The 24,332-nt window shown below is 60.0% G+C and carries 21 protein-coding genes and 1 riboswitch; of the genes, 12 read left to right on the plus strand and 9 right to left on the minus strand.

All coding sequences use genetic code 11. The annotated features are described in order from the left end of the window. Positions 1-11 precede the first annotated feature (11 nt). Positions 12-776, plus strand: coding sequence for a DedA family protein (locus MHZ97_RS08715; RefSeq protein WP_103793921.1), 765 nt, complete (start codon positions 12-14; stop codon positions 774-776). Here MHZ97_RS08715 and thiQ read toward each other — a convergent pair. From thiQ to sgrR, 4 genes are all read right to left on the minus strand, one after another. Continuing rightward, entirely contained in the window at positions 753-1,475 is a 723-nt protein-coding gene (gene thiQ / locus MHZ97_RS08720; RefSeq protein WP_239314344.1) for a thiamine ABC transporter ATP-binding protein ThiQ, read from the minus strand. The two genes, MHZ97_RS08715 and thiQ, sit on opposite strands and share 24 nt — an antisense overlap. Then, positions 1,459-3,069 carry a thiamine/thiamine pyrophosphate ABC transporter permease ThiP gene (gene thiP / locus MHZ97_RS08725; RefSeq protein ID WP_103793923.1) on the minus strand — a complete coding sequence of 537 codons (1,611 nt, stop codon included), beginning with the start codon at positions 3,067-3,069 and terminating at the stop codon, positions 1,459-1,461. The genes thiQ and thiP overlap by 17 nt, the downstream gene beginning before the upstream one ends. Next, entirely contained in the window at positions 3,045-4,031 is a 987-nt protein-coding gene (thiB, locus tag MHZ97_RS08730; protein ID WP_239314345.1) for a thiamine ABC transporter substrate binding subunit, read from the minus strand. Before thiB ends, thiP begins: the two co-directional genes overlap by 25 nt. 45 nt (positions 4,032-4,076) lie before the next feature. Beyond that, positions 4,077-4,169: riboswitch (TPP riboswitch) on the minus strand. 35 nt (positions 4,170-4,204) lie between these two features. Then, on the minus strand, positions 4,205-5,866 hold the full coding sequence (gene sgrR / locus MHZ97_RS08735; protein ID WP_239314346.1) for an HTH-type transcriptional regulator SgrR: 1,662 nt from the start codon (positions 5,864-5,866) through the stop codon (positions 4,205-4,207). Positions 5,867-6,115: 249 nt separating this feature from the next. Here sgrR and MHZ97_RS08740 point away from each other — a divergent pair, with 249 nt between their 5' ends. Further along, on the plus strand, positions 6,116-7,294 hold the full coding sequence (locus MHZ97_RS08740; RefSeq protein WP_103793926.1) for an MFS transporter: 1,179 nt from the start codon (positions 6,116-6,118) through the stop codon (positions 7,292-7,294). A 154-nt stretch (positions 7,295-7,448) separates the two neighbouring features. Here MHZ97_RS08740 and leuD read toward each other — a convergent pair whose 3' ends face one another. The 5 genes from leuD to leuL all read right to left on the minus strand — a co-directional run bounded on the left by leuD (position 7,449) and on the right by leuL (position 12,289). After that, positions 7,449-8,054: a 3-isopropylmalate dehydratase small subunit gene (leuD, locus tag MHZ97_RS08745; protein WP_239314347.1), complete on the minus strand. Its 606-nt coding sequence runs from the start codon at positions 8,052-8,054 to the stop codon at positions 7,449-7,451. Between the two features lie 2 nt (positions 8,055-8,056). Next, entirely contained in the window at positions 8,057-9,460 is a 1,404-nt protein-coding gene (gene leuC / locus MHZ97_RS08750) for a 3-isopropylmalate dehydratase large subunit (RefSeq protein ID WP_239314348.1), read from the minus strand. 4 nt (positions 9,461-9,464) lie between these two features. Next, the gene (gene leuB / locus MHZ97_RS08755) at positions 9,465-10,556 is read right to left on the minus strand and encodes a 3-isopropylmalate dehydrogenase (protein WP_103793929.1); all 1,092 of its coding nucleotides are present in this window, start codon (positions 10,554-10,556) and stop codon (positions 9,465-9,467) included. 2 nt (positions 10,557-10,558) lie between these two features. After that, a complete protein-coding gene (gene leuA / locus MHZ97_RS08760) occupies positions 10,559-12,115 on the minus strand; it encodes a 2-isopropylmalate synthase (protein WP_239314349.1) in 1,557 nt (518 codons plus the stop codon). Between the two features lie 90 nt (positions 12,116-12,205). Then, positions 12,206-12,289, minus strand: a complete 84-nt coding sequence (gene leuL / locus MHZ97_RS22425) for a leu operon leader peptide (RefSeq protein ID WP_127908400.1) — start codon at positions 12,287-12,289, stop codon at positions 12,206-12,208. Positions 12,290-13,017: 728 nt separating this feature from the next. On the opposite strand from leuL, the gene ilvI reads away from it, so the two are divergent. From ilvI to mraY, 10 genes are all read left to right on the plus strand, one after another. Next, positions 13,018-14,742: an acetolactate synthase 3 large subunit gene (gene ilvI, locus MHZ97_RS08765; protein ID WP_103793931.1), complete on the plus strand. Its 1,725-nt coding sequence runs from the start codon at positions 13,018-13,020 to the stop codon at positions 14,740-14,742. 2 nt (positions 14,743-14,744) lie between these two features. After that, a complete protein-coding gene (gene ilvN, locus MHZ97_RS08770; RefSeq protein ID WP_033749472.1) occupies positions 14,745-15,236 on the plus strand; it encodes an acetolactate synthase small subunit in 492 nt (163 codons plus the stop codon). Positions 15,237-15,424: 188 nt separating this feature from the next. Further along, complete coding sequence (gene cra, locus MHZ97_RS08775) at positions 15,425-16,435, plus strand: catabolite repressor/activator (RefSeq protein ID WP_103793932.1); 1,011 nt, start codon at positions 15,425-15,427, stop codon at positions 16,433-16,435. 487 nt (positions 16,436-16,922) lie between these two features. Beyond that, a complete protein-coding gene (mraZ, locus tag MHZ97_RS08780) occupies positions 16,923-17,381 on the plus strand; it encodes a division/cell wall cluster transcriptional repressor MraZ (protein WP_103793933.1) in 459 nt (152 codons plus the stop codon). A gap of 2 nt (positions 17,382-17,383) precedes the next feature. Continuing rightward, a complete protein-coding gene (gene rsmH / locus MHZ97_RS08785; RefSeq protein WP_103793934.1) occupies positions 17,384-18,325 on the plus strand; it encodes a 16S rRNA (cytosine(1402)-N(4))-methyltransferase RsmH in 942 nt (313 codons plus the stop codon). Beyond that, positions 18,322-18,642 carry a cell division protein FtsL gene (gene ftsL, locus MHZ97_RS08790; RefSeq protein ID WP_033749477.1) on the plus strand — a complete coding sequence of 107 codons (321 nt, stop codon included), beginning with the start codon at positions 18,322-18,324 and terminating at the stop codon, positions 18,640-18,642. Before rsmH ends, ftsL begins: the two co-directional genes overlap by 4 nt. A 16-nt stretch (positions 18,643-18,658) precedes the next feature. Continuing rightward, complete coding sequence (locus MHZ97_RS08795) at positions 18,659-20,425, plus strand: peptidoglycan glycosyltransferase FtsI (protein WP_103793935.1); 1,767 nt, start codon at positions 18,659-18,661, stop codon at positions 20,423-20,425. Beyond that, complete coding sequence (gene murE, locus MHZ97_RS08800) at positions 20,412-21,899, plus strand: UDP-N-acetylmuramoyl-L-alanyl-D-glutamate--2,6-diaminopimelate ligase (RefSeq protein ID WP_239314350.1); 1,488 nt, start codon at positions 20,412-20,414, stop codon at positions 21,897-21,899. Before MHZ97_RS08795 ends, murE begins: the two co-directional genes overlap by 14 nt. Next, complete coding sequence (gene murF / locus MHZ97_RS08805) at positions 21,896-23,254, plus strand: UDP-N-acetylmuramoyl-tripeptide--D-alanyl-D-alanine ligase (protein WP_239314351.1); 1,359 nt, start codon at positions 21,896-21,898, stop codon at positions 23,252-23,254. The genes murE and murF overlap by 4 nt, the downstream gene beginning before the upstream one ends. Beyond that, positions 23,248-24,330, plus strand: a complete 1,083-nt coding sequence (gene mraY, locus MHZ97_RS08810) for a phospho-N-acetylmuramoyl-pentapeptide-transferase (protein ID WP_033749483.1) — start codon at positions 23,248-23,250, stop codon at positions 24,328-24,330. The genes murF and mraY overlap by 7 nt, the downstream gene beginning before the upstream one ends. Positions 24,331-24,332 lie beyond the last annotated feature (2 nt).

Raw genomic sequence — 24,332 nt, forward strand, 5'->3', positions numbered from 1 at the left:
TAAGGAAGGTTATGGAAGCCTGGATTCAACATCTGTTTACGCAGTCGCTGGAGTACGCGCTGATCGCCGTTGCGCTGGTGACCTTTCTTGAATCGCTGGCCTTTGTCGGCCTGCTGCTGCCGGGCACTGTGATGATGGCGAGCCTGGGCGCGCTGGTAGGCAGCGGTCAGATTGGGCTTTATCCCGCCTGGGCGGCGGGCTTTGTTGGCTGCCTGCTGGGCGACTGGATCTCATACGGCATCGGCTGGAAGTTTCAGGGACCGCTGCACCGCTGGAAATACCTGCAAAAATATAAAGGGCTGCTGGATAAAACCGAGCACGCGCTGCATCAGCACAGCATGTTCACTATTCTGGTCGGGCGCTTCGTCGGGCCGACGCGTCCGCTGATCCCGCTGGCGGCCGGCATGCTTGAGCTGCCGGTGCGCAAGTTTCTGCCGCCGAACCTGATTGGCTGCGTGCTGTGGCCGCCGCTCTATCTGCTGCCGGGCATTCTGGCGGGGGTGGCGATCGACGTGCCGAAGGATGCGCAGAGCGGCGCGTTCAAATGGCTGCTGTTGCTGGTGGCGCTGCTGGTCTGGCTCGGCTGCTGGCTCGGCTGGCGCTGGTGGCGCAGCGGCAAAAGCCGCGACTGGGCCACCGCCTGGCTGCCGCCTGCGCGCCTGCGCTGGCTGGCACCGCTGAGCATCGCGATTGCGGTCGCCGCCTTCGTCGCGATCCAGTTCCACCCGATGATGCCGCTGTTCCGCCAGCTGTTATGGCGCGTGTTCTTTGCCTGACGATCGCGCGATGCCGAGCACGTCGGCCTCGCGCGTGCCGCCCGACAGCAGCGTCTCGGTCGCGCCGTCCCAGTAGACGCGACCATCGACGATCACCAGGCTGCGCGGCGCAATCTGCTGCGCATCCTCCAGACTGTGCGACACCATCAGCAGGGTAATCGCCCGCGCCTCGCAGACGCGCCGCACCAGCAGCAGCATCTCGTTACGCAACGCCGGATCGAGCGCCGAGAAGGGCTCGTCCAGTAGCAGCACCGGCCGGTCGCGCAGCAGACAGCGCGCCAGCGCGGCGCGCTGACGCTGGCCGCCGGAGAGCTGGCCCGGCAGGCGCGTCAGCAGATCGCTTAATCCAACCTGATCGGCAATCTCTTCCAGCTGCCGCCGCTGCGCGGCGTTCAGCTTCAGCCCAGGGTGCAGACCCAGCGCCATATTCTGCTGCACGCTAAGGTGGGGAAAGAGGTTGTTCTCCTGAAACAGCATCGACACCGGACGCTGCGACGGCACGCTATGGGCGTGATCCGCGCCGTCGATGCGCAGCGCGCCCTGGCTCACCGGCAGAAAGCCGGCGATCAGGCTGAGCAGCGTACTTTTACCCGCACCGCTGGGGCCGAGCACCGCCAGCCGCTCGCCGCGTTCGGCGCTGAAGCTGAAACGCATCGGCAGATGCTGATAGAGGTAGGTGAGATTAGTCAGTGTCAGCATGGTGGCCAGGTAATTTTTCCATCAGGGTAAACAGCAGCAGGCAGATCGCTAACAGCAGCAGGGCGGTAACCGCGCCGTCCGCGCCGCGATAGGCGCCGGTCTGCTGATAGAGGTAAAAAGGCAGGGTTCGGAAGTCGGCGCTGCCGAACAGCGCCACCACGCCGAAGTCGCCGACAGAGAGCACGCAGGCAAAGGCCAGCGCCTGCGCCAGCGGACGCTTCAGCGCGCGCAGCTCAATCAGCCGCAGTCGGTTCCAGCCACTAATCCCCAGCGAGGCGCACAGGTGCGAATAGCGCTCGGCGCTGTCGCGCATCGGATTTTCCAGCACCTTTAGCGCATAGGGAATGGCGAGCAGCGCGTTGGCGAAGATCACCAGCCCGTCGGGCGAGTCGGGCAGGCCGGTGGTGGCGTTAAAAAGTAAAAAGAAGCCCGTGGCCAGCACGATGCCCGGCATTGCCAGAATCAGCATACCGCTTGTCTCCATCACCTGCGCTGGCAGCGTGCGCTGGCGCTGGCGCAGCTCGCGACTGCTCCACAGCAGCATCATGGTGAGCGTGACGCAGAGCGCGCCCGCGCCGATGGCGATACGCAGCGAGGTCAGCGTCGCCTGCCATAGCGCCGGCTGCGCCAGCGCGCCGCCCGATATGCCGCGCAGCCCGTCAACCATCACCGCCAGCAGCGGCGGCAGCAGCAGTAACAGCGCCAGCGCGATAAGCAGGCCGTCGCCGATGCGCGCGCGCCGCGAATCGTGCGGGTCGCGCCAGCCGCGCAGCTGCGCGCTGCCCGCAGGTATCGCCTTGCTGAAGCGCTGGCTCAGCAGCACCAGCGTCAGGCAGAAGGCGAGCTGGATCAGCGCCAGCAGCGCGGCGCGGCCGGGATCGTAGTCGTAACTCAGCGCCTGAAAGATCGCCAGCTCAATGGTGGTGGCCTGCGGGCCGCCGCCCAGCGAGAGCACGGTGGCGAAGCTGGCGAAGCAGAGCATAAAAATCAGCGCGCCGGTCGGCAGCAGCTGGCGGCGCAGCCAGGGCCACTCCAGCAGGCGGAAAAGATGCCAGCCGCGCAGCCCGAGCTGGGCGGCGAGCTGACGCTGCTCGCCCGGAATCGTCTCCAGCGTCTGCAGCATCAGGCGCGTCGCCAGCGGCAGGTTGAAAAAGCAGTGCGCCAGCAGAATGCCCTGCAGCCCATAGGGCGAAAAGCGGTAGTCGACGCCGAACAGCTGGCAGAGCTGCGCCAGCCAGCCAACGCGGCCATAGACCGTCAGCAGGCCGAATACCGCCACCAGCACGGGCAGCACCAGCGTCATGGCGCAGAGGCGCAGCAGCAGCTGACGGCCGGGAAAACGCCGTCGGTAGAGGGCGCGCGACAGGGGTATCGCAGGCAGCAGCGACAGCAGGGCGGAGAGCAATGCCTGGGTGAAAGAGAATCGCACTACGTGGTGCAGATAGCTGTCGTGCAGCAGCGCGCGCCAGTCGCCCGTCGGCGCGCTGGCCCAGAGCGCGCCGAACGCCAGCAGCGCCACGCCGCACAGCAGCAGCGCGGCGCTGCTGCCCGGCACCATCCAGAGTGGGATTAGCGGCTGACGGCGCGTTGCCATGCGCTAATCCAGTCTGCGCGCTGCTGCGCGACTTCCTGCGGGCTAAACTGCAGCGCGGTTTGCGGCACGCTCAGGGTTTGATAGCCCGCCGGCAGGTCGCTTTTTATCACCGGATACATCCAGTTGCCGGTCGGGATGGCGTTCTGGAAGGCGGGGGTCAGCATAAACTGCATAAACTGCTGCGCCAGCTTCGGCTGCTTGCTGCTGGCAAGCTGCGCGGCAACCTCGACCTGCAAATAGTGGCCTTCGGCGAACGGCGCGGCGGCGTAATTCTCTTTCTTCTCTTCGATCAGGTGATAGGCGGGCGAGGTGGTGTAGCTCAACACCAGATCGCCTTCCCCTTTCAGGAACAGGCCGTAGGCTTCACTCCAGCCCTTGGTCACGGTAACGGTTTTCTGCGCCAGCTTCTGCCAGGCCTCCGGCGCCTTGTCGCCGTAAACCTTCTGCATCCAGAGCAGCAGACCCAGCCCCGGGGTGCTGGTGCGCGGATCTTCGTAGATCACGCGCCATTTTTGCGGGCTCTCTACCAGCTCTTTCAGGCTGGTGGGCGGGTTTTTAAGGCGCGTTTTGTCATAGACGAAGGCGAAGTAGCCGTAGTCGAAGGGCACGAAGGTTTGATCCTGCCAGCCGCCCGGCAGCGTCAGGTTATGGAGATCGACCCCGCTTTTAGCGAACAGGCCGGTCTGCTGCGCCGCCTGTAGCAGGTTGTTATCGAGGCCGAGCACCACGTCAGCCTTACTGTTTTTGCCTTCCATGCGCACGCGGTTCAGCAGCGAGACGCCATCCTCCAGCGCCACATAGCGCAGCTCGCAGCCGCACTGCGCCTCAAAGGCTTTTTTCACCGCCGGGCCGGGGCCCCATTCGGCGGAAAAGGAGTCGTAGGTGTAGACGGTCAGGGCCGGTTTTGCCGCCAGCGCCGGCACGGACAGCAACATCAGCAGAGGGAGGATCTGTTTAACCACTTTGCGCTCCTGAGGGAGAATTGTTATGAGTCGCAAAGGATCTGAGCGTAGCAGCCTCTCAAATCCCTACGTCGGTATTAACCGAATCAGGTTCGACGGGTTTCTCTCAGCCTTTTGCAGGCACCCCGTTGAGAACGGCTCATTCTAGACATTTCGTCGCCAGGGGGAAAGCGTCACAGCGTCGGCGGCGCGAACCAGGCGGATTTAAAGTCGAACCAGCCGAGAGTATTCAGGCGCACGCCGCGCATGCTGCGCTGGCCTTCGAGCAGCAGCCAGTGATGAAACAGCGGATGCAGACTATCTGCATCCAGCAGCCGTTTGCTCCACTCCGCCAGCGGCAGCGTTTTGCCTCGCCAGCGCGCGGCGTCCGCTTCCCAGTCGAGCGGCAGACAGTGATGCAGCAGCGGAAGCTCGTAGAGCTGGGCGAACAGCGAATACTCCAGCGGCAGGGTGAAATTGACGCTGCCGAGCCAGATGTCGCTTTCCGCCTCGCCCTGATGCCAGGTTTCATACTCGACCGCGCGGGTAATCAGCCGCACGTTATGCTGCGCCAGCAGCGGGCGCAGTGCGCTGGCGATCCCCTCATGCTCCACGTGCTGGCTGTACCACGTCAGCGTCAGGCTCTCCAGCCCGGGCGGCTTCGTCGCCGGCGTAAGATCGCGGCGATGATGCCAGCGCGGCAGCAGGCCGTAAGCGGGATACCAGTAGCGCTGGTAGCCTGCCTCGGCATAGTTAAGCAGGGCGACGGGATTCAGCAGATGGCAGAGCCAGCGCCGGACGGCGGCATCGCGTCCCTGAGTGGAGCGCTGGTCGAACAGCAGAAAATAGCAGCCCTCTTCAAGACGGCTCTCTTCCAGTTTTTCATCCTCGGCGGCACCTTGCAGACGCACGCCGGCGTAAACCAGCTCGTCGCTAATCTCCGGCAGCACCCAGATAGAGACATCGTCGATCAGCGCGCGAAAGCCAAAGTAGTCGTCAAACGCCTCGATCTTTAGCTGACTCTGCTGGTTACGCACTACGCGATAAGGGCCGGTGCCGACCGGATGGCGGGCGAAGTCGCGCATCTGCGGCCATTCACGCGGCAGGATCATGGCGCTGACGCTGCCGAGCAGCCACGGCAGCCAGTCGTCGGGTTCGCTCAGATGGAGATCCAGCGTCCAGGGCGCGGGCGAATCGATGCGCTGAATATGGGAGAAGAGCGGCTGCGGACGCAGGCGTTCCAGGCTCGACGTCACGTCCGCCATCTCCAGCTCGCGGCCGTGATGAAAGCGGATCGCCGGGCGCAGGTAAAAACGCCAGTGCAGCGGCGAGATCGACTGCCAGTGATGGGCGATATCCGCCTCTACTTCCCCGTTTTCCTCATTTATACGCGTCAGGCCGTTGAAGATCTGACGCGCCAGATGCGTTTCAGAACGGCGCAGCGGCGAGCCGGGCAGCAGGTTTAGCAGCGGGCGATAGTAGAGCACGCGCAGAATATGTTTACCCTGGCGAAAGCTGCGGCCGAGATGGGCGCGGATCATCTGGCGCACCTCCGCCTTGTCGCCCACCAGCTGCACCAGCTGATCGATGCGATCCTGCGCCAGCAGATCCTCAGCGCGCTGCTGCTGCAGCGCCAGGCCGGTATAACGGAAAATAAGCTGCGAGCGCTTGCCTCGTCCCGCCTCTGCCTGCCAGGTGAGCCAGCCCGCCTCCTGCATCGCGTTAAGCAGGTTACGCATATGGCGACGCGAGCAGTGCAGCTGCTCAGCCAGCTCGCTGAGCGTGACCAGCTGGCTTTCGCCCTGGCAGCTTTGCCACAGGCGGATAAACTGCTGCTTAAGGCGTGATGAGGACATAAAAGAGGAACTCCCTGTGAAAAGCGCTCAGTTTTTCCTGCCTCATATTAAGGGCAAACTTAGCGCTATTGGAAGAGCGGGAGGCATTCAATACGGAATGGCGCTCGACCACGATTCCGCTGCGGCGGGATCTTTCTGAGTAGGGTGCAATTACACCGCCAGCAGAGATTTTTCCTGCTGGCTTTTTTCTGTTGCGCTAGAATCCTCTCTCTTGTTTTCCTGCTTTTACCACCGTAAAGGGATGTCGCTATGAAGTCGCTGTTAACCCGGAAGCGCCGTATCAATCCGGTCTTTCTCGCCTTTATGGCCGCCTCTTTTATGATCGGCGTCGCCGGCGCGCTGCAGGCGCCGACGCTGAGCCTGTTTCTGACGCGAGAAGTGCAGGCGCGCCCCCTCTGGGTCGGGCTCTTTTTTACCGTTAACGCCATCGCGGGCATCCTGGTCAGCATGCTGGTGGCGAAGCGTTCCGACAGCCGCGGCGATCGCCGCACGCTGATCCTCTTTTGCTGTGCGATGGCGTTTTGCAACGCGCTGCTGTTCGCCTTTACCCGCCACTATCTGACGCTGATTACCCTGGGCGTGCTGCTCTCGGCGCTGGCCAGCGTGTCAATGCCGCAGATCTTCGCGCTGGCGCGCGAGTATGCCGATCGGTCGGCGCGCGAAGCGGTGATGTTCAGCTCGGTGATGCGCGCCCAGCTTTCGCTCGCCTGGGTCATCGGCCCGCCGCTGTCGTTTGCGCTGGCGCTTAACTTCGGCTTTGTGACGCTCTTCCTGGTGGCGGCGGCGCTGTTTCTGCTCTGCATTCTGCTGATCAAGTTCACCCTGCCGTCGGTGCCGCGCGCCGAGCCGCTGATGCAGAGCGGCGGCATGCCGTTAAGCGGCTGGCGCGACCGCGACGTGCGCCTGCTGTTTATCGCCTCGGTGACGATGTGGACCTGCAACACCATGTATATCATCGATATGCCGCTCTATATCAGCGTCACGCTCGGCCTGCCGGAGAAGCTGGCGGGGCTGCTGATGGGCACGGCGGCCGGGCTGGAAATTCCGGTGATGCTGCTGGCCGGTCACTATGCGAAGCGCGTCGGCAAGCGCAACCTGATGCTGATCGCGCTGGCGGCGGGCATTCTGTTTTACGCCGGGCTGGCGATGTTCGCTTCGCAGACCGCGCTGATGGTGCTGCAGCTGTTTAACGCGGTGTTTATCGGCATTATCGCCGGTATCGGCATGCTGTGGTTTCAGGATCTGATGCCGGGCAGGCCGGGTGCGGCGACGACGATGTTTACCAACTCGATTTCGACCGGAATGATTCTGGCGGGCGTGATTCAGGGAACGCTGAGCGAGCGCTTCGGACATATTGCGGTGTACTGGCTGGCGCTGGGGCTGGCTGTCGCGGCGTTCGCCATGTCGGCGCGCGTGAAGAACGTATAAAAGAGAAGGGCGACACGGTGGTCGCCCTTAAACAGGAGAGGGGCTAACGAGGGTGGCACAGGCCGATCGCAAAGCCGATCAAGGCATCCATCCTTGCCCGACCCACGACATTCATGCCGCGGGACGCTTTGCTCTTCTGCCCATCTGGTAAGCCTTAATTCAGAAACGCAGGCTGGCGCTGTTCGAAGTCGGTAATCGCCGCTTCGTGCTGCAGCGTCAGGCCGATGCTGTCCAGGCCGTTCAGCATGCAGTGGCGGCGGAAGCTGTCGATCTCGAACGGGTAGACCTTATCGCCCGCCGTCACCGTCTGCGCTTCAAGATCCACGGTAAAGCGGATGCCCGGCTGCGCCGCCACCAGCTTAAACATCTCGTCCACCTGCTCGTCGCTGAGCCGCACCGGCAGCAGCTGGTTGTTAAAGCTGTTGCCGTAGAAGATGTCGGCAAAGCTCGGCGCAATCACCACGTGAAAACCAAAGTCGGTCAGCGCCCAGGGGGCGTGCTCGCGCGACGAGCCGCAGCCAAAGTTCTCGCGCGCCAGCAGAATGCTGGTGCCCTGAAACTCGGGCTTGTTCAGCACAAAGCTGGCGGTGGGTACCTGGCCCGCGTCGTCGTCGAAACGCCAGTCGTGAAACAGATGCGCGCCAAAGCCGGTGCGCGTCACCTTCTGCAGAAACTGCTTGGGAATAATGGCGTCGGTGTCGACGTTTGCCGCGTCCAGCGGGGCGACGATGCCGGTGTGCTGAGTAAATTTATTCGCCATGATTACGCTCCTGTCAGTTCACGGATATCGGCAAAGTGGCCGGAAACCGCCGCAGCGGCGGCCATTGCCGGGCTGACCAGGTGAGTACGACCACCACGGCCCTGGCGCCCTTCAAAGTTACGGTTGCTGGTCGAGGCGCAGCGCTCGCCCGGATTCAGGCGATCGTTATTCATCGCCAGACACATTGAGCAGCCCGGCAGACGCCATTCGAAACCGGCGTCGAGGAAAATCCTGTCCAGTCCTTCCGCTTCCGCCTGCGCTTTTACCGGGCCGGAACCCGGCACCACCATCGCCACCACGCCCGGCGCGACCTTGCGCCCTTTGGCGATAGCCGCCGCGGCGCGCAGATCCTCGATACGTGAGTTGGTGCAGGAGCCGATAAACACCTTATCGATTGCGACGTCAGTCAGGCGAATGCCCGGCTGCAGATTCATATAGGCCAGCGCCTTCTCGGCTGAGGCACGCTCAACCGGATCGGCAAAAGAGGCCGGGTTCGGGATCGGCTCATCCACGGCAATGACCTGACCTGGATTGGTGCCCCAGGTGACCTGCGGCGCGATATCGGCGGCGTTCAGCGTCACAACAGCGTCATAGTGCGCGCCTTCATCGGACTTCAGGGTGCGCCAGTATGCCACCGCCTGCTCCCACTTCTCGCCCTGCGGCGCAAACTGGCGGCCTTTCAGGTAGCTGAAGGTGGTGTCATCCGGTGCCACCAGACCCGCTTTGGCGCCCATCTCGATCGCCATATTGCACAGGGTCATGCGACCTTCCATGCTCAGCGCTTCGATAGCCGGCCCGCAGAACTCGACCACGTGGCCGGTGCCGCCTGCGCTGCCCGTTTTGCCAATGATCGCCAGCACGATATCTTTTGCGGTAATGCCCGGCGCGGCGTCGCCCAGCACCTCGATTTTCATGGTTTTCGCGCGACCCTGCTTCAGCGTCTGAGTGGCAAAAACATGTTCAACTTCCGACGTGCCGATGCCGAAGGCCAGCGAACCGAAGGCGCCGTGCGTGGCGGTGTGCGAATCGCCGCAGACGATGGTCATGCCCGGCAGCGTCATGCCTTGTTCCGGCCCGATAACGTGAACGATGCCCTGGAACGGGTGATTCAGATCGTAAAGCTGCACGCCGAACTCGGCGCAGTTCTTCATCAGCTCCTGCATCTGGATGCGCGCCATCTCGCCGGAGGCGTTGATGTCTTTGGTCTGGGTCGACACGTTATGGTCCATAGTGGCGAACGTTTTCGACGGCTGACGCACCTTGCGGCCATGGGCGCGCAGACCGTCAAAGGCCTGCGGTGACGTCACCTCATGGATCAGGTGACGATCGATATAGAGCAGCGGGGTCTCGTTGGGCGCTTCGTGAACGACATGTGCATCAAATAACTTCTGGTATAAAGTTTTCATTATTTTATTTTTCCTCGGCGATAAAGCGGGCAATCACGCTGCCCATCTCATCCGTGGTGACGGCGGGGCCATCACCGGCCAAATCTCGGGTGCGGTAGCCTTCTTCCAGCGCGCGGCTGACGGCGCGCTCAATGCTGTCGGCGGCGGCATCTGCATTCAGGCTGTAGCGCAGCAGCAGCGACAGCGACAGGATCTGCGCCACCGGGTTAGCGATATTCTGTCCGGCGATGTCGGGCGCAGAGCCGCCTGCTGGCTCATACAGACCAAAACCCTCTTCGTTCAGGCTGGCGGAGGGCAGCATGCCCATTGAGCCGGTGATCATCGCGCACTCGTCAGAGAGGATATCGCCGAACAGGTTGGAGCAGAGCAGCACATCGAACTGCGACGGATCTTTAATCAGCTGCATGGTGGCGTTGTCGATATAGATGTGGCTCAGCTGGACGTCCGGATAGTCCTGCGCCACTTCATTGACGATTTCGCGCCACATTACCGACGTCTGCAGCACGTTGGCTTTATCCACAGAGGTGACTTTATTGCGACGCTTGCGCGCCGACTCAAAGGCGATGCGGGCGATGCGTTCAATTTCGAAACGGTGATAGACCTCGGTGTCGAAGGCGCGCTCGTGCGGGCCGTTGCCTTCGCGTCCTTTCGGCTGGCCGAAGTAGATGCCGCCGGTCAGCTCACGCACGCACAGAATATCAAAGCCTTTCGCGGCGATATCGGCACGCAGCGGGCAGAAGGCTTCCAGACCCTGATAGAGCGCGGCCGGACGCAGGTTGCTGAACAGTTTGAAATGCTTGCGCAGCGGCAGCAGCGCGCCGCGCTCCGGCTGTGCGGCGGGCGGCAGATGCTCCCATTTCGGGCCGCCGACCGAGCCAAACAGAATGGCGTCCGCCTGCTCGCAGCCCGCAACGGTTGCGGGCGGCAGCGGTTCACCGTGGCGGTCGATGGCGATGCCGCCGACGTCATATTCGCTGGTGGTAATACGCATATCAAAGCGGTGGCGAATGGCGTCCAGCACTTTCAGGGCCTGCGCCATGACTTCCGGGCCGATACCGTCGCCGGGCAATACTGCGATATGAGAAGAGGTAGACATAGTTACACCGTTTCCTTCTGAAATTTGCGCTGCAATTCTTTTTCGACTTCTTTGGCGCGCCAGATATTGTTCAGCGCGTTTACCATCGCCTTCGCGGAGGACTCGACGATATCGGTCGCCAGACCCACGCCGTGGAATTTGCGGCCGTTGTAGTTAACCACGATATCCACCTGGCCCAGCGCGTTCTCGCCGTGGCCTTTTGCCGTTAACTTGTAGTTCACCAGCTCGGCTTCAAAGCCGGTAATGCGGTTGATCGCCTGATAAACCGCGTCGACCGGGCCGTTGCCGGTCGCGGCGTCCGCTTTGGTCTCTTCGCCGCAGCCCAGCTGCACCGACGCGGTCGCCGTGACGCTGGAGCCGGTCTGCACGTTGAACGCATTCAGCTGGAAATATTCCGGCTCCTCATGCTGCTTATTGATAAAGGCCAGCGCTTCCAGATCGTAATCAAATACCTGGCCTTTCTTGTCGGCCAGCTTCAGGAAGGCGTCATACAGCGCGTCCAGGCTGTAGTCGCTCTCTTTGTAGCCCATCTCTTCCATGCGGTGTTTTACCGCGGCACGGCCGGAGCGTGAGGTCAGGTTCAGCTGGATTTTATGCAGGCCGATCGACTCTGGCGTCAGGATCTCGTAGTTTTCGCGGTTTTTCAGCACGCCATCCTGATGAATACCGGAGGAGTGAGCGAAGGCGTTAGAGCCGACTACCGCTTTGTTCGCCGGGATCGGCATATTGCAGATCTGGCTGACCATCTGGCTGGTGCGGTAGATTTCCTGGTGATGGATGTTGGTATGCACGTTCAGGATCTGCTGGCGGGTTTTAATCGCCATGATCACCTCTTCCAGCGCGCAGTTACCGGCGCGCTCGCCCAGCCCGTTCAGCGTGCCTTCAACCTGGCGCGCGCCCGCCTGTACGGCAGCCAGCGCATTGCCGGTCGCCATGCCTAAATCGTCGTGGGTATGCACCGACAGAATTGCTTTATCGATATTGGGTACGCGGTTGATCAGCTGGCTGATGATGCTGGCGTATTCGCCCGGCAGGGTGTAGCCCACGGTATCCGGGATGTTAATGGTGGTGGCGCCGGCGTTAATCGCTGCTTCCACTACCCGACACAGATCGTCGATCGGCGTGCGGCCGCCATCTTCGCAGGAGAATTCAACGTCGCTGGTGTAGTTGCGCGCACGTTTCACCATCTGTACAGCGCGCTCGATTACCTCAGGCAGGGTGCTGCGCAGTTTGGTGGCGATATGCATTGGCGAGGTGGCGATAAAGGTGTGGATACGAAAGGCCTCCGCCACGCGCAGCGCTTCCCAGGCGGCATCGATATCTTTCTCGACGCAGCGCGCCAGCCCGCAGACGCGGCTGTTTTTGATGGTGCGCGCGATGGTCTGCACGGATTCAAAGTCGCCCGGCGATGAGACCGGAAAACCGACTTCCATCACGTCTACGCCCATGCGCTCCAGCGCCAGTGCGATCTGCAATTTTTCTTTCACACTCAGGCTGGCCTGTAATGCCTGCTCACCGTCGCGCAGAGTGGTATCGAAAATAATGACTTGCTGGCTCATCGTATTCATCCTTATGCGTTAACTTCACCGTGCAACGAGCATAAAAAAACCCGCGCAAGGCGCGGGTTTTTAACTTTCAGCAGGTTCGAATCAGTGTTTGATTCTGCCCACGAGTCTACCGCGCAAACTGAATGCGTTAAGTAGTAGACCGAGTAGGCGGAATGAATGAAACATGGATTCGAACCTCGTAAAATTTTGTGCTGCACATATTGGTACTGGAATCAGGACGGGATGTCAACCATAAGTAAAAGGGTATTTTTGGCGACGGTTAAGGAAAAAATCCTGCGATTTCGAGCCAGCTCAGTGAAACAGACAATGTCAGACAAAATGGCGCGCAGAAGCGGCGATATGGTACAGGGGGAATAATGTAAGCTTCTGATTTTAATCTTTTAAACTGGGTTTCTTCTCCCGCTGCGCTAAAAAGGTTTTACCGCTGCGCGGCAGCAGATTGTCGTGCGTCAGCTTTATTTCGGAGTTAATAACGCCAGAAATGAATTTCACAGGAAAATTGTGGGCTGACGGAGGCGAAATTAATTTTTTATTATTTCTTATAACCCGCTGTAAATGATTTCGTCTCCAGCATTTTATTCTGCCTAACTTCCGGTGAATTAGATAATTCCTCGCGCGCTTAACTTATCGCGCAGAGGCTTTACGGCCAGCGTAACGATAAGCGCAGACTCTGACGTTTGCCTGCCAGGTTTTCTACGGTTATGGTAATCGACCAACTCTTAAAACAATCAACCAAGCAGATTTCTCTGTATCTGGATGTCGGAAACGCGTTCCGGCGTCTGCGCATAAACATAAGGTTTTGATCTTAACTGGCGAATGTGGGGCAGGATGCCAGTGGCGCGCTGGAACAGCGAGCGTCAGTGGATTCAGTTCCTCAAGCCTGGAGGCAGAAAATGGAGATGTTGTCAGGAGCCGAGATGGTCGTCCGTTCGTTAATCGATCAGGGCGTAAAGCAGGTGTTCGGTTATCCGGGCGGCGCGGTACTGGATATTTACGACGCGCTGCAAACCGTCGGTGGAATCGATCACGTACTGGTGCGCCACGAGCAGGGTGCGGTGCATATGGCCGACGGCCTGGCGCGCGCGACCGGTGAAGTCGGCGTGGTGCTGGTCACGTCGGGACCCGGCGCAACCAATGCGATTACCGGTATCGCCACCGCCTATATGGATTCAATTCCGCTGGTGATCCTGTCGGGGCAGGTGCCTTCCTCGCTGATCGGCTACGATGCCTTTCAGGAGTGCGATATGGTGGGGATTTCCCGTCCGGTGGTGAAGCACAGCTTTCTGGTGAAAAGCACCGAAGAGATCCCGACCGTGCTGAAAAAAGCCTTCTGGCTGGCAGCCAGCGGGCGTCCGGGCCCGGTGGTGATCGATCTACCGAAAGATATTCTGAACCCGGCCAATAAGCTGCCTTATGTCTACCCGGATTCGGTGAGCATGCGCTCCTATAATCCGACCATCCAGGGCCACAAAGGCCAGATTAAGCGCGCGTTAAACACGCTGCTCGCCGCGCGTAAGCCGGTGATGTATGTCGGCGGCGGTGCGATTACCTCGGCCTGCGAGGCGGAGTTGCTGCAGCTTGCGGAGCAGCTGAATATTCCGGTCACCAGTTCGCTGATGGGGCTGGGTGCCTTCCCCGGCACGCACCGTCAGGCGGTGGGCATGCTCGGCATGCACGGCACTTACGAAGCCAACATGACAATGCATAACGCCGATCTTATCTTCGCCGTCGGCGTGCGCTTTGACGATCGCACCACCAATAACCTGGCCAAATATTGTCCCAATGCGACGGTGCTGCATATCGATATCGATCCTACGTCGATCTCGAAAACCGTGGCGGCGGATATTCCGATCGTCGGCGATGCGAAACAGACGCTGCAGCAGATGCTCGATCTGCTGGCGCAAAGCGAGACAAAGCAGGATCTCGACAGCCTGCGCGACTGGTGGCAAAGCATCGACGGCTGGCGCAGCCGTAAATGCCTGGCTTACGATCGCACCAGCGAAAAGATCAAACCACAGGCGGTGATCGAAACCATCTGGCGCCTGACCAACGGCGAGGCGTACGTCACCTCGGACGTCGGCCAGCATCAAATGTTTGCGGCGCTCTATTATCCCTTTGATAAACCGCGCCGCTGGATCAACTCCGGCGGGCTCGGCACCATGGGCTTCGGGCTGCCGGCCGCCCTGGGTGTCAAAATGGCGCTGCCGCAGGAGACGGTTATCTGCGTGACCGGCGACGGCAGCATTCAGATGAATATTCAGGAGCTTTCTACCGCGCTGCAGTACGATCTGCCGGTGCTGGTGCTGAGCCTGAACAACCGCGTTCTCGGTATGGTGAAGCAGTGGCAGGATATGATCTATTCCGGCCGCCATTCGCAATCTTATATGGAGTCGCTGCCGGACTTCGTGCGCCTGGCAGAGGCGTACGGTCACGTCGGTATCGCTATTCAACATCCTTCTGAGCTGGAGGAGAAGCTGCAGCTGGCGCTGGATACGCTGGCTAAGGGGCGTCTGGTGTTCGTCGACGTGACCGTCGACGGCAGCGAGCACGTCTACCCGATGCAGATCCGCGGCGGGTCGATGGATGAGATGTGGCTGAGCAAAACGGAGAGGACATAAGTATGCGTCGTATTTTATCGGTTCTGCTGGAGAATGAATCCGGCGCATTGTCTCGCGTGGTGGGCCTCTTTTCCCAGCGCGGCTATAACATCGAGAGCCTGACCGTCGCGCCAACCGACGATCCGACCCTGTCGCGCATGACTATTCAGACCGTGGGCGATGAAAAGGTGCTGGAGCAGATTGAAAAGCAGCTGCATAAGCTGGTGGATGTGCTGCGCGTCAGCGAGCTGGGGCAGGGTGCCTATGTCGAACGCGAAATCATGCTGGTAAAGCTGCAGGCCACCGGCTACGGCCGTGAAGAGGTGAAGCGCAGCGCGGAAATCTTCCGCGGTCAGATTATTGACGTGACGCCGACGCTGTACACGGTTCAGCTGGCGGGCACCAGCGACAAGCTCGACGCCTTCCTTAACACCGTGCGTGAAGTGGCGGAAATCGTTGAAGTGGCGCGTTCCGGCATTGTTGGCGTGTCGCGCGGCGATCGCATTATGCGGTAATTTCCCCAGGTGACTGTCTCTAACCCGGCGTAATGCCGGGTTTTTTTATTTTATGCGCTATGCAGAGATCGCTAAGAAAAGCGGTTGCTCAGCGCGAAGTTCTGCTGTTAGATGTTACAAACGAGTTACCCTTAGCTTAGTTGCGGACATCTGCCGCAACGCGGCTCGCCGTGAAGTATGGAGTTATCGTGAAACTGGATGAAATCGCGCGTCTGGCAGGCGTGTCGCGCACCACGGCCAGTTATGTCATTAATGGCAAAGCGCGGCAGTATCGTGTCAGCGAAAAAACCGTCGAGAAAGTGATGGCGGTAGTGCGTGAGCATAACTACCACCCTAATGCCGTGGCGGCGGGCCTGCGCGCCGGTCGCACGCGCTCGATCGGCCTGGTGATCCCCGATCTGGAAAACACCAGCTATACCCGCATCGCCAACTATCTTGAACGTCAGGCGCGTCAGCGCGGCTATCAGCTGCTCATCGCCTGCTCGGAAGATCAGCCCGACAATGAAATGCGCTGCATCGAACATCTGCTGCAGCGCCAGGTTGATGCGATAATCGTTTCCACCTCTTTGCCGCCCGAGCATCCGTTCTATCAGCGCTGGATCAACGATCCGCTGCCTATTATCGCGCTGGACCGCGCGCTGGATCGTGAACACTTCACCAGCGTCGTCGGCGCCGATCAGGACGACGCTTTTACGCTGGCGGCTGAATTGCGTCAGCTGCCGGTGAAAAACGTGCTGTTTCTCGGCGCGCTGCCTGAGCTTTCCGTCAGTTTCCTGCGCGAGATGGGCTTCCGCGACGCCTGGAAAGAGGATCCGCGCCCCATCGACTATATCTACTGCAACAGCTTCGAGCGCACGGCGGCGGCGGCGCTGTTTGAGAAGTACCTTGACGATCACGATATGCCAGAGGCGCTGTTCACGACCTCATTCGGCCTGCTGCAGGGCGTTATGGATGTGACGCTAAAACGCGACGGGCGCCTGCCGACCGACCTCGCCATCGCGACCTTTGGCGACCACGAATTACTGGACTTTTTAGAGTGTCCGGTGCTGGCCGTCGGGCAGCGTCATCGCGACGTGGCGGAGCGCGTGCTGGAGTTAGTTCTTGCTTCGCTTGATGAACCGCGAAAACCGAAACCGGGATTAACTCGCATTCGGCGAAATTTATTTCGCCGCGGCCAGCTGAGCCGCAGAGTTAAATAGTTGGCGGGCAGCAATACCGCTGCCCTTAAATTTTTCTGTATTAATATTTTTCCGCTTTTAGGGTAAAAAAGCGTAAATCTGCGACACCTCATCTAACAAATTAGCAGCGATGTGATTGTTAAATGTCCATTTCTTAAGGGGGATGCCCGCTCCCGACCCGCCTCAAGCGGCCAGCACCGCTTTCGGAACACCCCTAAAATGCAGCCCCTGTCTCAGAAATAGTGAAGAATATTAGCGCAGGTCGTCAGGCTTATTTTTAAGCATTTTTTCAGGCGCCCTGGTTTTTATTCCATTATTCATCAGGTTAATTTTTAAAATTGACCTTTTGCCCCGTTTGTCGCTTTTCGATCAGCGAAATTACCCCTTGTAAATAGTTATATTCCCGCCGCGCTTCGGCTTGACAACGATTTCGTCGCCTCCGTAAACTCGTGGCGTGGTAAAAAGTGGGGTAAAGTGGTGAAAATGGGGAGCTGAGGGGAAGACTGGCATGTTCCGTGGAGCAACGTTAGTCAATCTCGACAGCAAGGGGCGACTGGCCGTACCAACGCGCTATCGCGACACGCTGATCGGGGAATCTCAAGGGCAGATGGTATGTACCATCGACCTTCATCAGCCATGCCTGTTGCTTTATACCTTGCCCGAATGGGAAATCATCGAAAAAAAGCTGTCTCGCTTATCCAGCATGAACCCCGTTGAGCGTCGCGTACAGCGTCTGCTGCTGGGGCATGCCAGTGAGTGTCAGATGGACAACGCAGGCCGTTTACTGCTGGCGAATACCCTTCGGCAACACGCGAGCCTGACGAAAGAAGTGATGCTGGTCGGCCAGTTCAACAAGTTTGAACTGTGGGATGAACAGACCTGGTATCAACAAGTTAAGGATGACATTGACGCAGAACAGTCGGCTCAGGAACCTTTATCTGAGCGGTTGCAGGACTTGTCGCTATAGCTATGCAGGAAAATTTTAAACATACCACGGTGCTGCTGGACGAGGCGGTTAACGGCCTCAACATCAGGGAAGACGGCATCTACATCGACGGCACCTTTGGTCGCGGCGGACATTCACGTTTGATTCTGTCGCAGCTGGGCGCGCAGGGACGGCTTATCGCTATCGATCGCGACCCGCAAGCTATCGCCGCCGCCGCTGAGATCGACGATCCGCGTTTCTCTATCGTGCACGGGCCGTTCTCCGCACTGGCAGACTATGTCGAAGAGCTGGGGCTCAGCGGCAAAATCAGCGGCATCCTGCTCGATCTCGGCGTGTCGTCGCCGCAGCTGGACGACGCTGAACGCGGCTTCTCCTTTATGCGCGACGGGCCGCTGGATATGCGCATGGATCCGACGCGCGGACACTCCGCTGCCGAATGGCTGCTGAAGGCGGAAGAGGCGGATATCGCCTTTGTGCTGAAGACCTACGGCGAGGAGCGTTTCGCGAAACGCATTGCGCGCGCCATCGTTGAGCGCAACCGTGAACAGCCGATGACGCGCACCAAAGAGCTGGCCGAGGTGATCGCGGCGGCGACGCCGGTGAAAGATAAGTTCAAGCATCCGGCGACGCGCAGCTTTCAGGCGATCCGCATCTGGATCAACAGCGAGCTGGAAGAGATTGAAATGGCGTTAAAAGGCGCGTTAACGGCGCTGGCCCCGGAGGGACGTTTGTCCGTTATCAGCTTCCACTCGCTGGAAGATCGCCTGGTGAAGCGTTTTATGCGCGACCAGAGCCGCGGCCCGCAGGTGCCGGCAGGTTTACCGATGACCGAGTCACAGCTTAACGCGCTGGGCGGACGTCAGCTGAAGCTGCTGGGCAAAATGACGCCGGGCGACGCGGAAGTCGCAGACAACCCGCGCGCGCGCAGTTCGGTACTGCGCATCGCGGAGAGAACCGAGGCATGATCGGCAACGAACGTCACAGCCTGCCGGGAGTCATCGGCGGCGATCTGCTGCGATTCGGCAAAATTCCGCTGATTTTGCTGATCGCCGTGCTGGTGTCGGCCGTGATGGTGGTGACGACGACGCACAAAACGCGTCTGCTGACCGCGCAGCGCGAACAGCTGGTGTTAGAGCGCGACGCGCTAGACATTGAATGGCGTAACCTGATCCTTGAGGAGAACGCGCTGGGCGATCACAGCCGGGTGGAGCGCATCGCCACCGAGAAGCTGCAGCTACAGCATGTGGACCCGTCTCAGGAAAATATCGTGGTACAGAAATAAGGAACGCTAAATCGCAATGAGCGGCGCAAGCAAAACGCTGAAGTTGAAAAAACAGGAAGATAAAGCCAGCTTTGTAAGCTGGCGTTTTGCGTTGCTGTGCGGCTGTATTTTACTGGCGCTGTTCGGTCTGCTCTCCCGCGTTGCCTGGCTACAGGTCATCAGCCCGGACAAGCTGGTGAAAGAGGGCGATCTGCGTTCGTTGCGCGTGCAGGCTGTTCCCACCGCGCGCGGCATGATTAGCGATCGCGCCGGTCGTCCGCTGGCGGTCAGCGTGCCGGTCAACGCCATCTGGGCCGACCCGAAAGAATTGCACGACGCCGGCGGCGTCACCCTCGACGGCCGCTGGAAGGCGCTCGCTGACGCGCTCTCTATCCCGCTCGATCAGCTGGCAACCCGCGTTAACGCCAACCCGAAAGGTCGTTTTATCTACCTGGCGCGCCAGGTCAGTCCCGCCATCAGCGACTACATCAAAAAGCTCAGGCTGCCGGGGATCCATCTGCGTGAAGAGTCGCGCCGCTACTATCCCGCCGGTCAGGTCACTTCTCACCTGATCGGCTTTACCAATATTGATGGTCAGGGCATCGAGGGCATCGAAAAGAGCTTCGATAAGTGGCTGACCGGCGCGCCGGGCGAACGTACCGTGCGCAAAGACCGCAACGGCCGCGTAATCGAAGATATCTCATCGGTGGACAGCCGCGCTGCCCACAACCTGACGCTCAGCATCGACGAACGCCTGCAGGCGCTGGTCTACCGTGAACTCAACAACGCGGTGGCGTTCAACAAAGCTGAATCGGGCACCGCCGTGCTGGTCGACGTTAACACCGGCGAAGTGCTGGCAATGGCGAACAGCCCGGCCTATAACCCCAATAACCTCAGCAACACGCCCAAAGAGATGATGCGTAACCGCGCCATCACCGACATTTTCGAGCCTGGCTCGACCGTTAAGCCGATGGTGGTGATGACGGCGCTGCAGCGCGGCGTGGTGCGGGAAAACAGCGTGCTTAATACCGTACCGTACCGCGTCAATGGTCACGAGATCAAAGACGTGGCGCGCTATAACGAACTGACCCTTACCGGGATTCTGCAGAAGTCGAGTAACGTCGGCGTTTCACGGCTGGCGTTAGCGATGCCCTCCTCAGCGCTTGTAGAAACTTATGCGCGCTTTGGCCTGGGTAAACCGACCAATTTGGGGCTGGTCGGGGAAAGTAGTGGCTTATACCCTCAAAAACAACGGTGGTCTGACATAGAGAGGGCCACCTTCTCTTTCGGCTACGGGCTAATGGTAACGCCGTTACAGTTAGCGCGTGTCTACGCAACGATTGGCAGCTTCGGCATTCACCGACCACTGTCGATCACCAAAGTCGATCCGCCCGTCGCGGGCGAGCGCGTTTTCCCGGAATCAGTAGTAAAAACCGTGGTTCATATGATGGAAAGCGTGGCGCTGCCAGGCGGCGGCGGCATAAAAGCGGCCATCAAAGGCTATCGCATCGCGATTAAAACCGGTACGGCGAAAAAAGTCGGGCCGGATGGCCGTTACGTCAATAAATACATTGCTTATACCGCAGGCGTTGCGCCTGCCAGTCATCCTCGTTTTGCGCTGGTGGTGGTGATCAACGATCCCCAGGCCGGTAAATATTACGGTGGTGCGGTCTCCGCGCCGGTGTTCGGTGCCATCATGGGCGGCGTACTGCGCACCATGAACATCGAGCCGGATGCGTTGCCGACCAATGACAAAAACGAGCTGGTGACTAACAGAAGTGAGGAAAAAAGTGACAGATCGTAACCTGCGCGACTTGCTGGACCCATGGGTGCCAGGCGCGCCGGCGCGTCCCCTGGGTGACATGACACTGGACAGCCGCAAGGCGGCGTCCGGCGATCTGTTTGTGGCCGTGGCAGGCCACCACGCCGATGGACGGCGTTTTATTCCACAGGCGATCGCGCAGGGCGTTTCTGCGGTGATCGCAGAGGCCGAAGGCGAAGCCAGCGATGGCGATATCGTTGAGATGCACGGCGTGCCGGTGATCTACCTGGCGCAGCTTCAACAGCGTCTCTCTGCGCTGGCGGGCCGCTTCTACGGTCAGCCCGGCGAGAAGCAGAAGCTTATCGGCGTTACCGGCACCAACGGTAAAACCACCACCACCCAGCTGCTGGCGCAGTGGGCGCAGCTGCTGGGGGAAACCGGCGCGGTGATGGGCACGGTTGGTAACGGTCTGCTGGGACACCTGACGGCGACCGAAAACACCACCGGCTCCGCCGTTGACGTGCAGCACCAGCTGCAGGCGCTGCAGCAGCAGGGCGCGACGCTGACCGCTATGGAAGTCTCCTCGCACGGTCTGGTGCAGCACCGCGTGGCGGCGCTGCCGTTCGCTGCGGCGGTCTTTACCAATCTGAGCCGCGATCATCTCGACTATCACGGCGACATGCAGGCCTATGAGTCGGCTAAAAAACTGCTGTTCACCGAGCATCAGGTTGGCAGCATGATCCTGAACGCCGACGATGAGGTTGGCCGCCGCTGGCTGGCAACGCTGCCTGATGCCGTCGCCGTTACTATGGAAGACAATTTGCAGCCCGGCTGCCGTGGCCGCTGGGTAAAAGCGGAAGAGGTGACCTATCAGGAGAGCGGCGCGCATATCCGCTTCAGCTCCAGCTGGGGCGAGAGCGAGTTCGACAGCCGTCTGATGGGCGCCTTTAACGTCAGTAACCTGCTGCTGGCTTTTGCCACGCTGCTGGCGCTGGATTATCCGCTTGCCGATCTGGTGCGGACCGCACCCCAGCTACAGCCGGTATGCGGGCGCATGGAAGTCTTCAGTGCGCCAGGCAAACCCACCGTAGTCGTCGATTATGCCCATACGCCAGACGCGCTGGAAAAAGCGCTGCAGGCGGCGCGCCTGCACTGCACAGGCAAGCTGTGGTGTCTGTTCGGCTGCGGCGGCGACCGCGATAAAGGCAAGCGTCCCCTGATGGGTGCCATCGCCGAGCAGTTCGCGGACGTGTTAGTGATTACTGACGACAACCCGCGCAGCGAAGATCCGCAGGCTATCGTTAACGACATTTTGACCGGCCTGCTTGAGCCGCACCGCGCACGCGTCGTCGCCGGACGTGCGCAAGCTGTCACTAACGCCGTTCTCCAGGCGCAGCCTGACGACATCGTGCTGGTGGCGGGTAAAGGTCACGAAGATTATCAAATCGTGGGAAATCGCCGTCTGGATTACTCCGACCGCACCACGGTTGCCGCGCTATTAGGAGTAACGGCATGATCCCGGTTTCCCTGAAAACTCTGGCTGAAATCAGCGGTGGTACGCTCCACGGCAGCGATTTGACCCTCAACGAGGTGACTACTGATACGCGTAAAGTGACGCCTGGCAGCCTGTTTGTTGCGCTGGTCGGCGAACGCTTCGATGCCCACGACTTTGCCGCTGACGCTATCGCCAGCGGCGCGCAGGCGCTGTTAGTGAGTAAGCATTTACCTCTTTCTGTCCCGCAGGTGGTGGTCGCCGACACGCGTATCGCGTTCGGCAAGCTGGCCGCCTGGGTGCGCCAGCAGTCGAAGGCGCGCGTCGTGGCGCTGACCGGCTCCTCCGGCAAAACCTCGGTGAAAGAGATGACCGCCGCGATCCTGCGCGAGTGCGGTGAAACGCTCTATACCGCTGGCAACCTGAATAATGATATTGGCGTGCCGATGACGCTGCTGCGCCTGGCGCCGCAGCATCAGTACGCCGTGATTGAGCTGGGTGCCAATCACCAGGGCGAAATTGCCTACACCACCGAGCTGACGCGTCCAGAGAGCGCACTGGTGAATAACCTGGCGGCGGCACACCTGGAAGGCTTCGGCTCGCTGGCGGGCGTGGCGAAGGCGAAAGGGGAGATCTTCAACGGTCTGCCGGCGAACGGCACCGCTATCCTCAACGCCGACAGCAACGACTGGCCGCACTGGCAGAACAACCTGCACGGCAAGCGCGTCTGGCGCTTTTCTCCTCAGGCGGCAGAGAGCGACTTTAGCGTGCGTGACGTACGTATGGGCGTTGATGGAACGCACTTCACGATGCAGACGCCGGGCGGCGATATTGCCATTACGCTGCCGCTGCCTGGCCGCCATAACATTGCCAACGCGCTGGCTGCCGCCGCGCTGGCGCTGTCGGTCGACGCGCCGCTCAGCGCCATTCAGCGCGGGTTAAAAAACCTGCAGGCCGTGCCTGGCCGCCTGTTCCCCATCCGTCTCTCTGAGCATCAGCTGCTGCTGGATGACAGCTATAACGCCAACGTCGGCTCAATGACGGCCGCCGCACAGGTGCTGGGCGAGATGCCTGGCTATCGCGTAATGGTGGTGGGCGATATGGCTGAGCTGGGAGACGAGGCGGAGCAGTGTCACCGTGAAGTGGGCCTGGCGGCAAAGGCCGCAGGGGTCGATCGCGTTCTCAGCGTTGGTGAACTGAGCGCATACATGAGTGAAAGTAGCGGAGTTGGCGAACATTTCGCCACTAAAACCGCATTGACTGAACGTTTACGGACGCTGTTGTCCGAACATCGGGAATTAACCGTTTTGATTAAAGGTTCGCGGAGTGCTGCCATGGAGCAGGTCGTGCAGAACCTACAGGAGATGGGAACATGTTAGTCTGGCTGGCCGAGCATCTGGTCGCTTTTTATTCCGGCTTCAACGTCTTTTCATATTTGACGTTTCGCGCCATTGTCAGCCTGCTGACCGCCTTATTTATCTCTTTATGGATGGGGCCGCGCCTGATCGCCTGGCTGCAAAAGCTGCAAATCGGCCAGGTGGTACGCAACGACGGCCCGGAGTCGCACTTCAGCAAGCGCGGCACGCCGACCATGGGCGGGATTATGATCCTCACCTCGATCACCGTTTCGGTGCTGATGTGGGCCTATCCTTCCAATCCCTACGTCTGGTGCGTACTGGTGGTGCTGGTGGGCTTCGGCATTATCGGTTTTGTCGATGACTACCGCAAAGTGGTGCGCAAAGATACCAAAGGGCTGATCGCGCGCTGGAAATATTTCTGGATGTCGGTGATTTCGCTCGGCGTGGCGTTTGCGCTCTACGCCGCCGGTAAAGGCACGCCTGCCACGCAGCTAGTGGTGCCGTTTTTCAAAGACATCATGCCTCAGCTTGGCCTGTTCTACGTGGTGCTGGCCTACTTCGTTATCGTCGGTACCGGCAACGCCGTAAACCTCACCGACGGTCTGGACGGCCTGGCGATTATGCCGACCGTTTTTGTCGCGGCAGGGTTCGCGCTGGTGGCCTGGGCGACCGGTAACGTCAAGTTCGCCGAGTATCTGCATATTCCCTATTTACGCCATGCAGGCGAGCTGGTGATCGTCTGTACCGCCATCGTCGGGGCAGGGCTGGGCTTCCTGTGGTTCAACACCTATCCGGCGCAGGTCTTTATGGGCGATGTGGGATCGCTGGCGCTGGGCGGCGCGCTGGGCACGCTGGCCGTGCTGCTGCGTCAGGAATTTTTGCTGGTGATTATGGGCGGCGTGTTCGTGGTAGAGACGCTGTCGGTGATCCTGCAGGTAGGATCGTTCAAGCTACGCGGACAGCGCATTTTCCGCATGGCGCCGATTCATCATCACTATGAACTGAAAGGCTGGCCGGAACCGCGCGTGATTGTGCGCTTCTGGATCATTTCGCTGATGCTGGTGCTTATTGGCCTGGCCACGCTGAAGGTACGTTAATT

The sequence above is a fragment of the Pantoea sp. ACRSC genome (assembly GCF_022346785.1).
GTDB classification, from domain to species: Bacteria; Pseudomonadota; Gammaproteobacteria; order Enterobacterales; family Enterobacteriaceae; genus Pantoea; species Pantoea alvi.

Excerpts from the sequence above, each read along its gene's own strand:
- MHZ97_RS08715 (WP_103793921.1), top strand. The coding sequence starts at position 12 with ATGGAAGCCTGGATTCAACATCTGTTTACGCAGTCGCTGGAGTACGCG.
- thiQ (WP_239314344.1), bottom strand. The coding sequence starts at position 1,475 with ATGCTGACACTGACTAATCTCACCTACCTCTATCAGCATCTGCCGATG.
- thiP (WP_103793923.1), bottom strand. The coding sequence starts at position 3,069 with ATGGCAACGCGCCGTCAGCCGCTAATCCCACTCTGGATGGTGCCGGGC.
- sgrR (WP_239314346.1), bottom strand. The coding sequence starts at position 5,866 with ATGTCCTCATCACGCCTTAAGCAGCAGTTTATCCGCCTGTGGCAAAGC.
- MHZ97_RS08740 (WP_103793926.1), top strand. The coding sequence starts at position 6,116 with ATGAAGTCGCTGTTAACCCGGAAGCGCCGTATCAATCCGGTCTTTCTC.
- leuD (WP_239314347.1), bottom strand. The coding sequence starts at position 8,054 with ATGGCGAATAAATTTACTCAGCACACCGGCATCGTCGCCCCGCTGGAC.
- leuC (WP_239314348.1), bottom strand. The coding sequence starts at position 9,460 with ATGAAAACTTTATACCAGAAGTTATTTGATGCACATGTCGTTCACGAA.
- leuB (WP_103793929.1), bottom strand. The coding sequence starts at position 10,556 with ATGTCTACCTCTTCTCATATCGCAGTATTGCCCGGCGACGGTATCGGC.
- leuA (WP_239314349.1), bottom strand. The coding sequence starts at position 12,115 with ATGAGCCAGCAAGTCATTATTTTCGATACCACTCTGCGCGACGGTGAG.
- leuL (WP_127908400.1), bottom strand. The coding sequence starts at position 12,289 with ATGTTTCATTCATTCCGCCTACTCGGTCTACTACTTAACGCATTCAGT.
- ilvI (WP_103793931.1), top strand. The coding sequence starts at position 13,018 with ATGGAGATGTTGTCAGGAGCCGAGATGGTCGTCCGTTCGTTAATCGAT.
- ilvN (WP_033749472.1), top strand. The coding sequence starts at position 14,745 with ATGCGTCGTATTTTATCGGTTCTGCTGGAGAATGAATCCGGCGCATTG.
- mraZ (WP_103793933.1), top strand. The coding sequence starts at position 16,923 with ATGTTCCGTGGAGCAACGTTAGTCAATCTCGACAGCAAGGGGCGACTG.
- rsmH (WP_103793934.1), top strand. The coding sequence starts at position 17,384 with ATGCAGGAAAATTTTAAACATACCACGGTGCTGCTGGACGAGGCGGTT.
- ftsL (WP_033749477.1), top strand. The coding sequence starts at position 18,322 with ATGATCGGCAACGAACGTCACAGCCTGCCGGGAGTCATCGGCGGCGAT.
- MHZ97_RS08795 (WP_103793935.1), top strand. The coding sequence starts at position 18,659 with ATGAGCGGCGCAAGCAAAACGCTGAAGTTGAAAAAACAGGAAGATAAA.
- murF (WP_239314351.1), top strand. The coding sequence starts at position 21,896 with ATGATCCCGGTTTCCCTGAAAACTCTGGCTGAAATCAGCGGTGGTACG.
- mraY (WP_033749483.1), top strand. The coding sequence starts at position 23,248 with ATGTTAGTCTGGCTGGCCGAGCATCTGGTCGCTTTTTATTCCGGCTTC.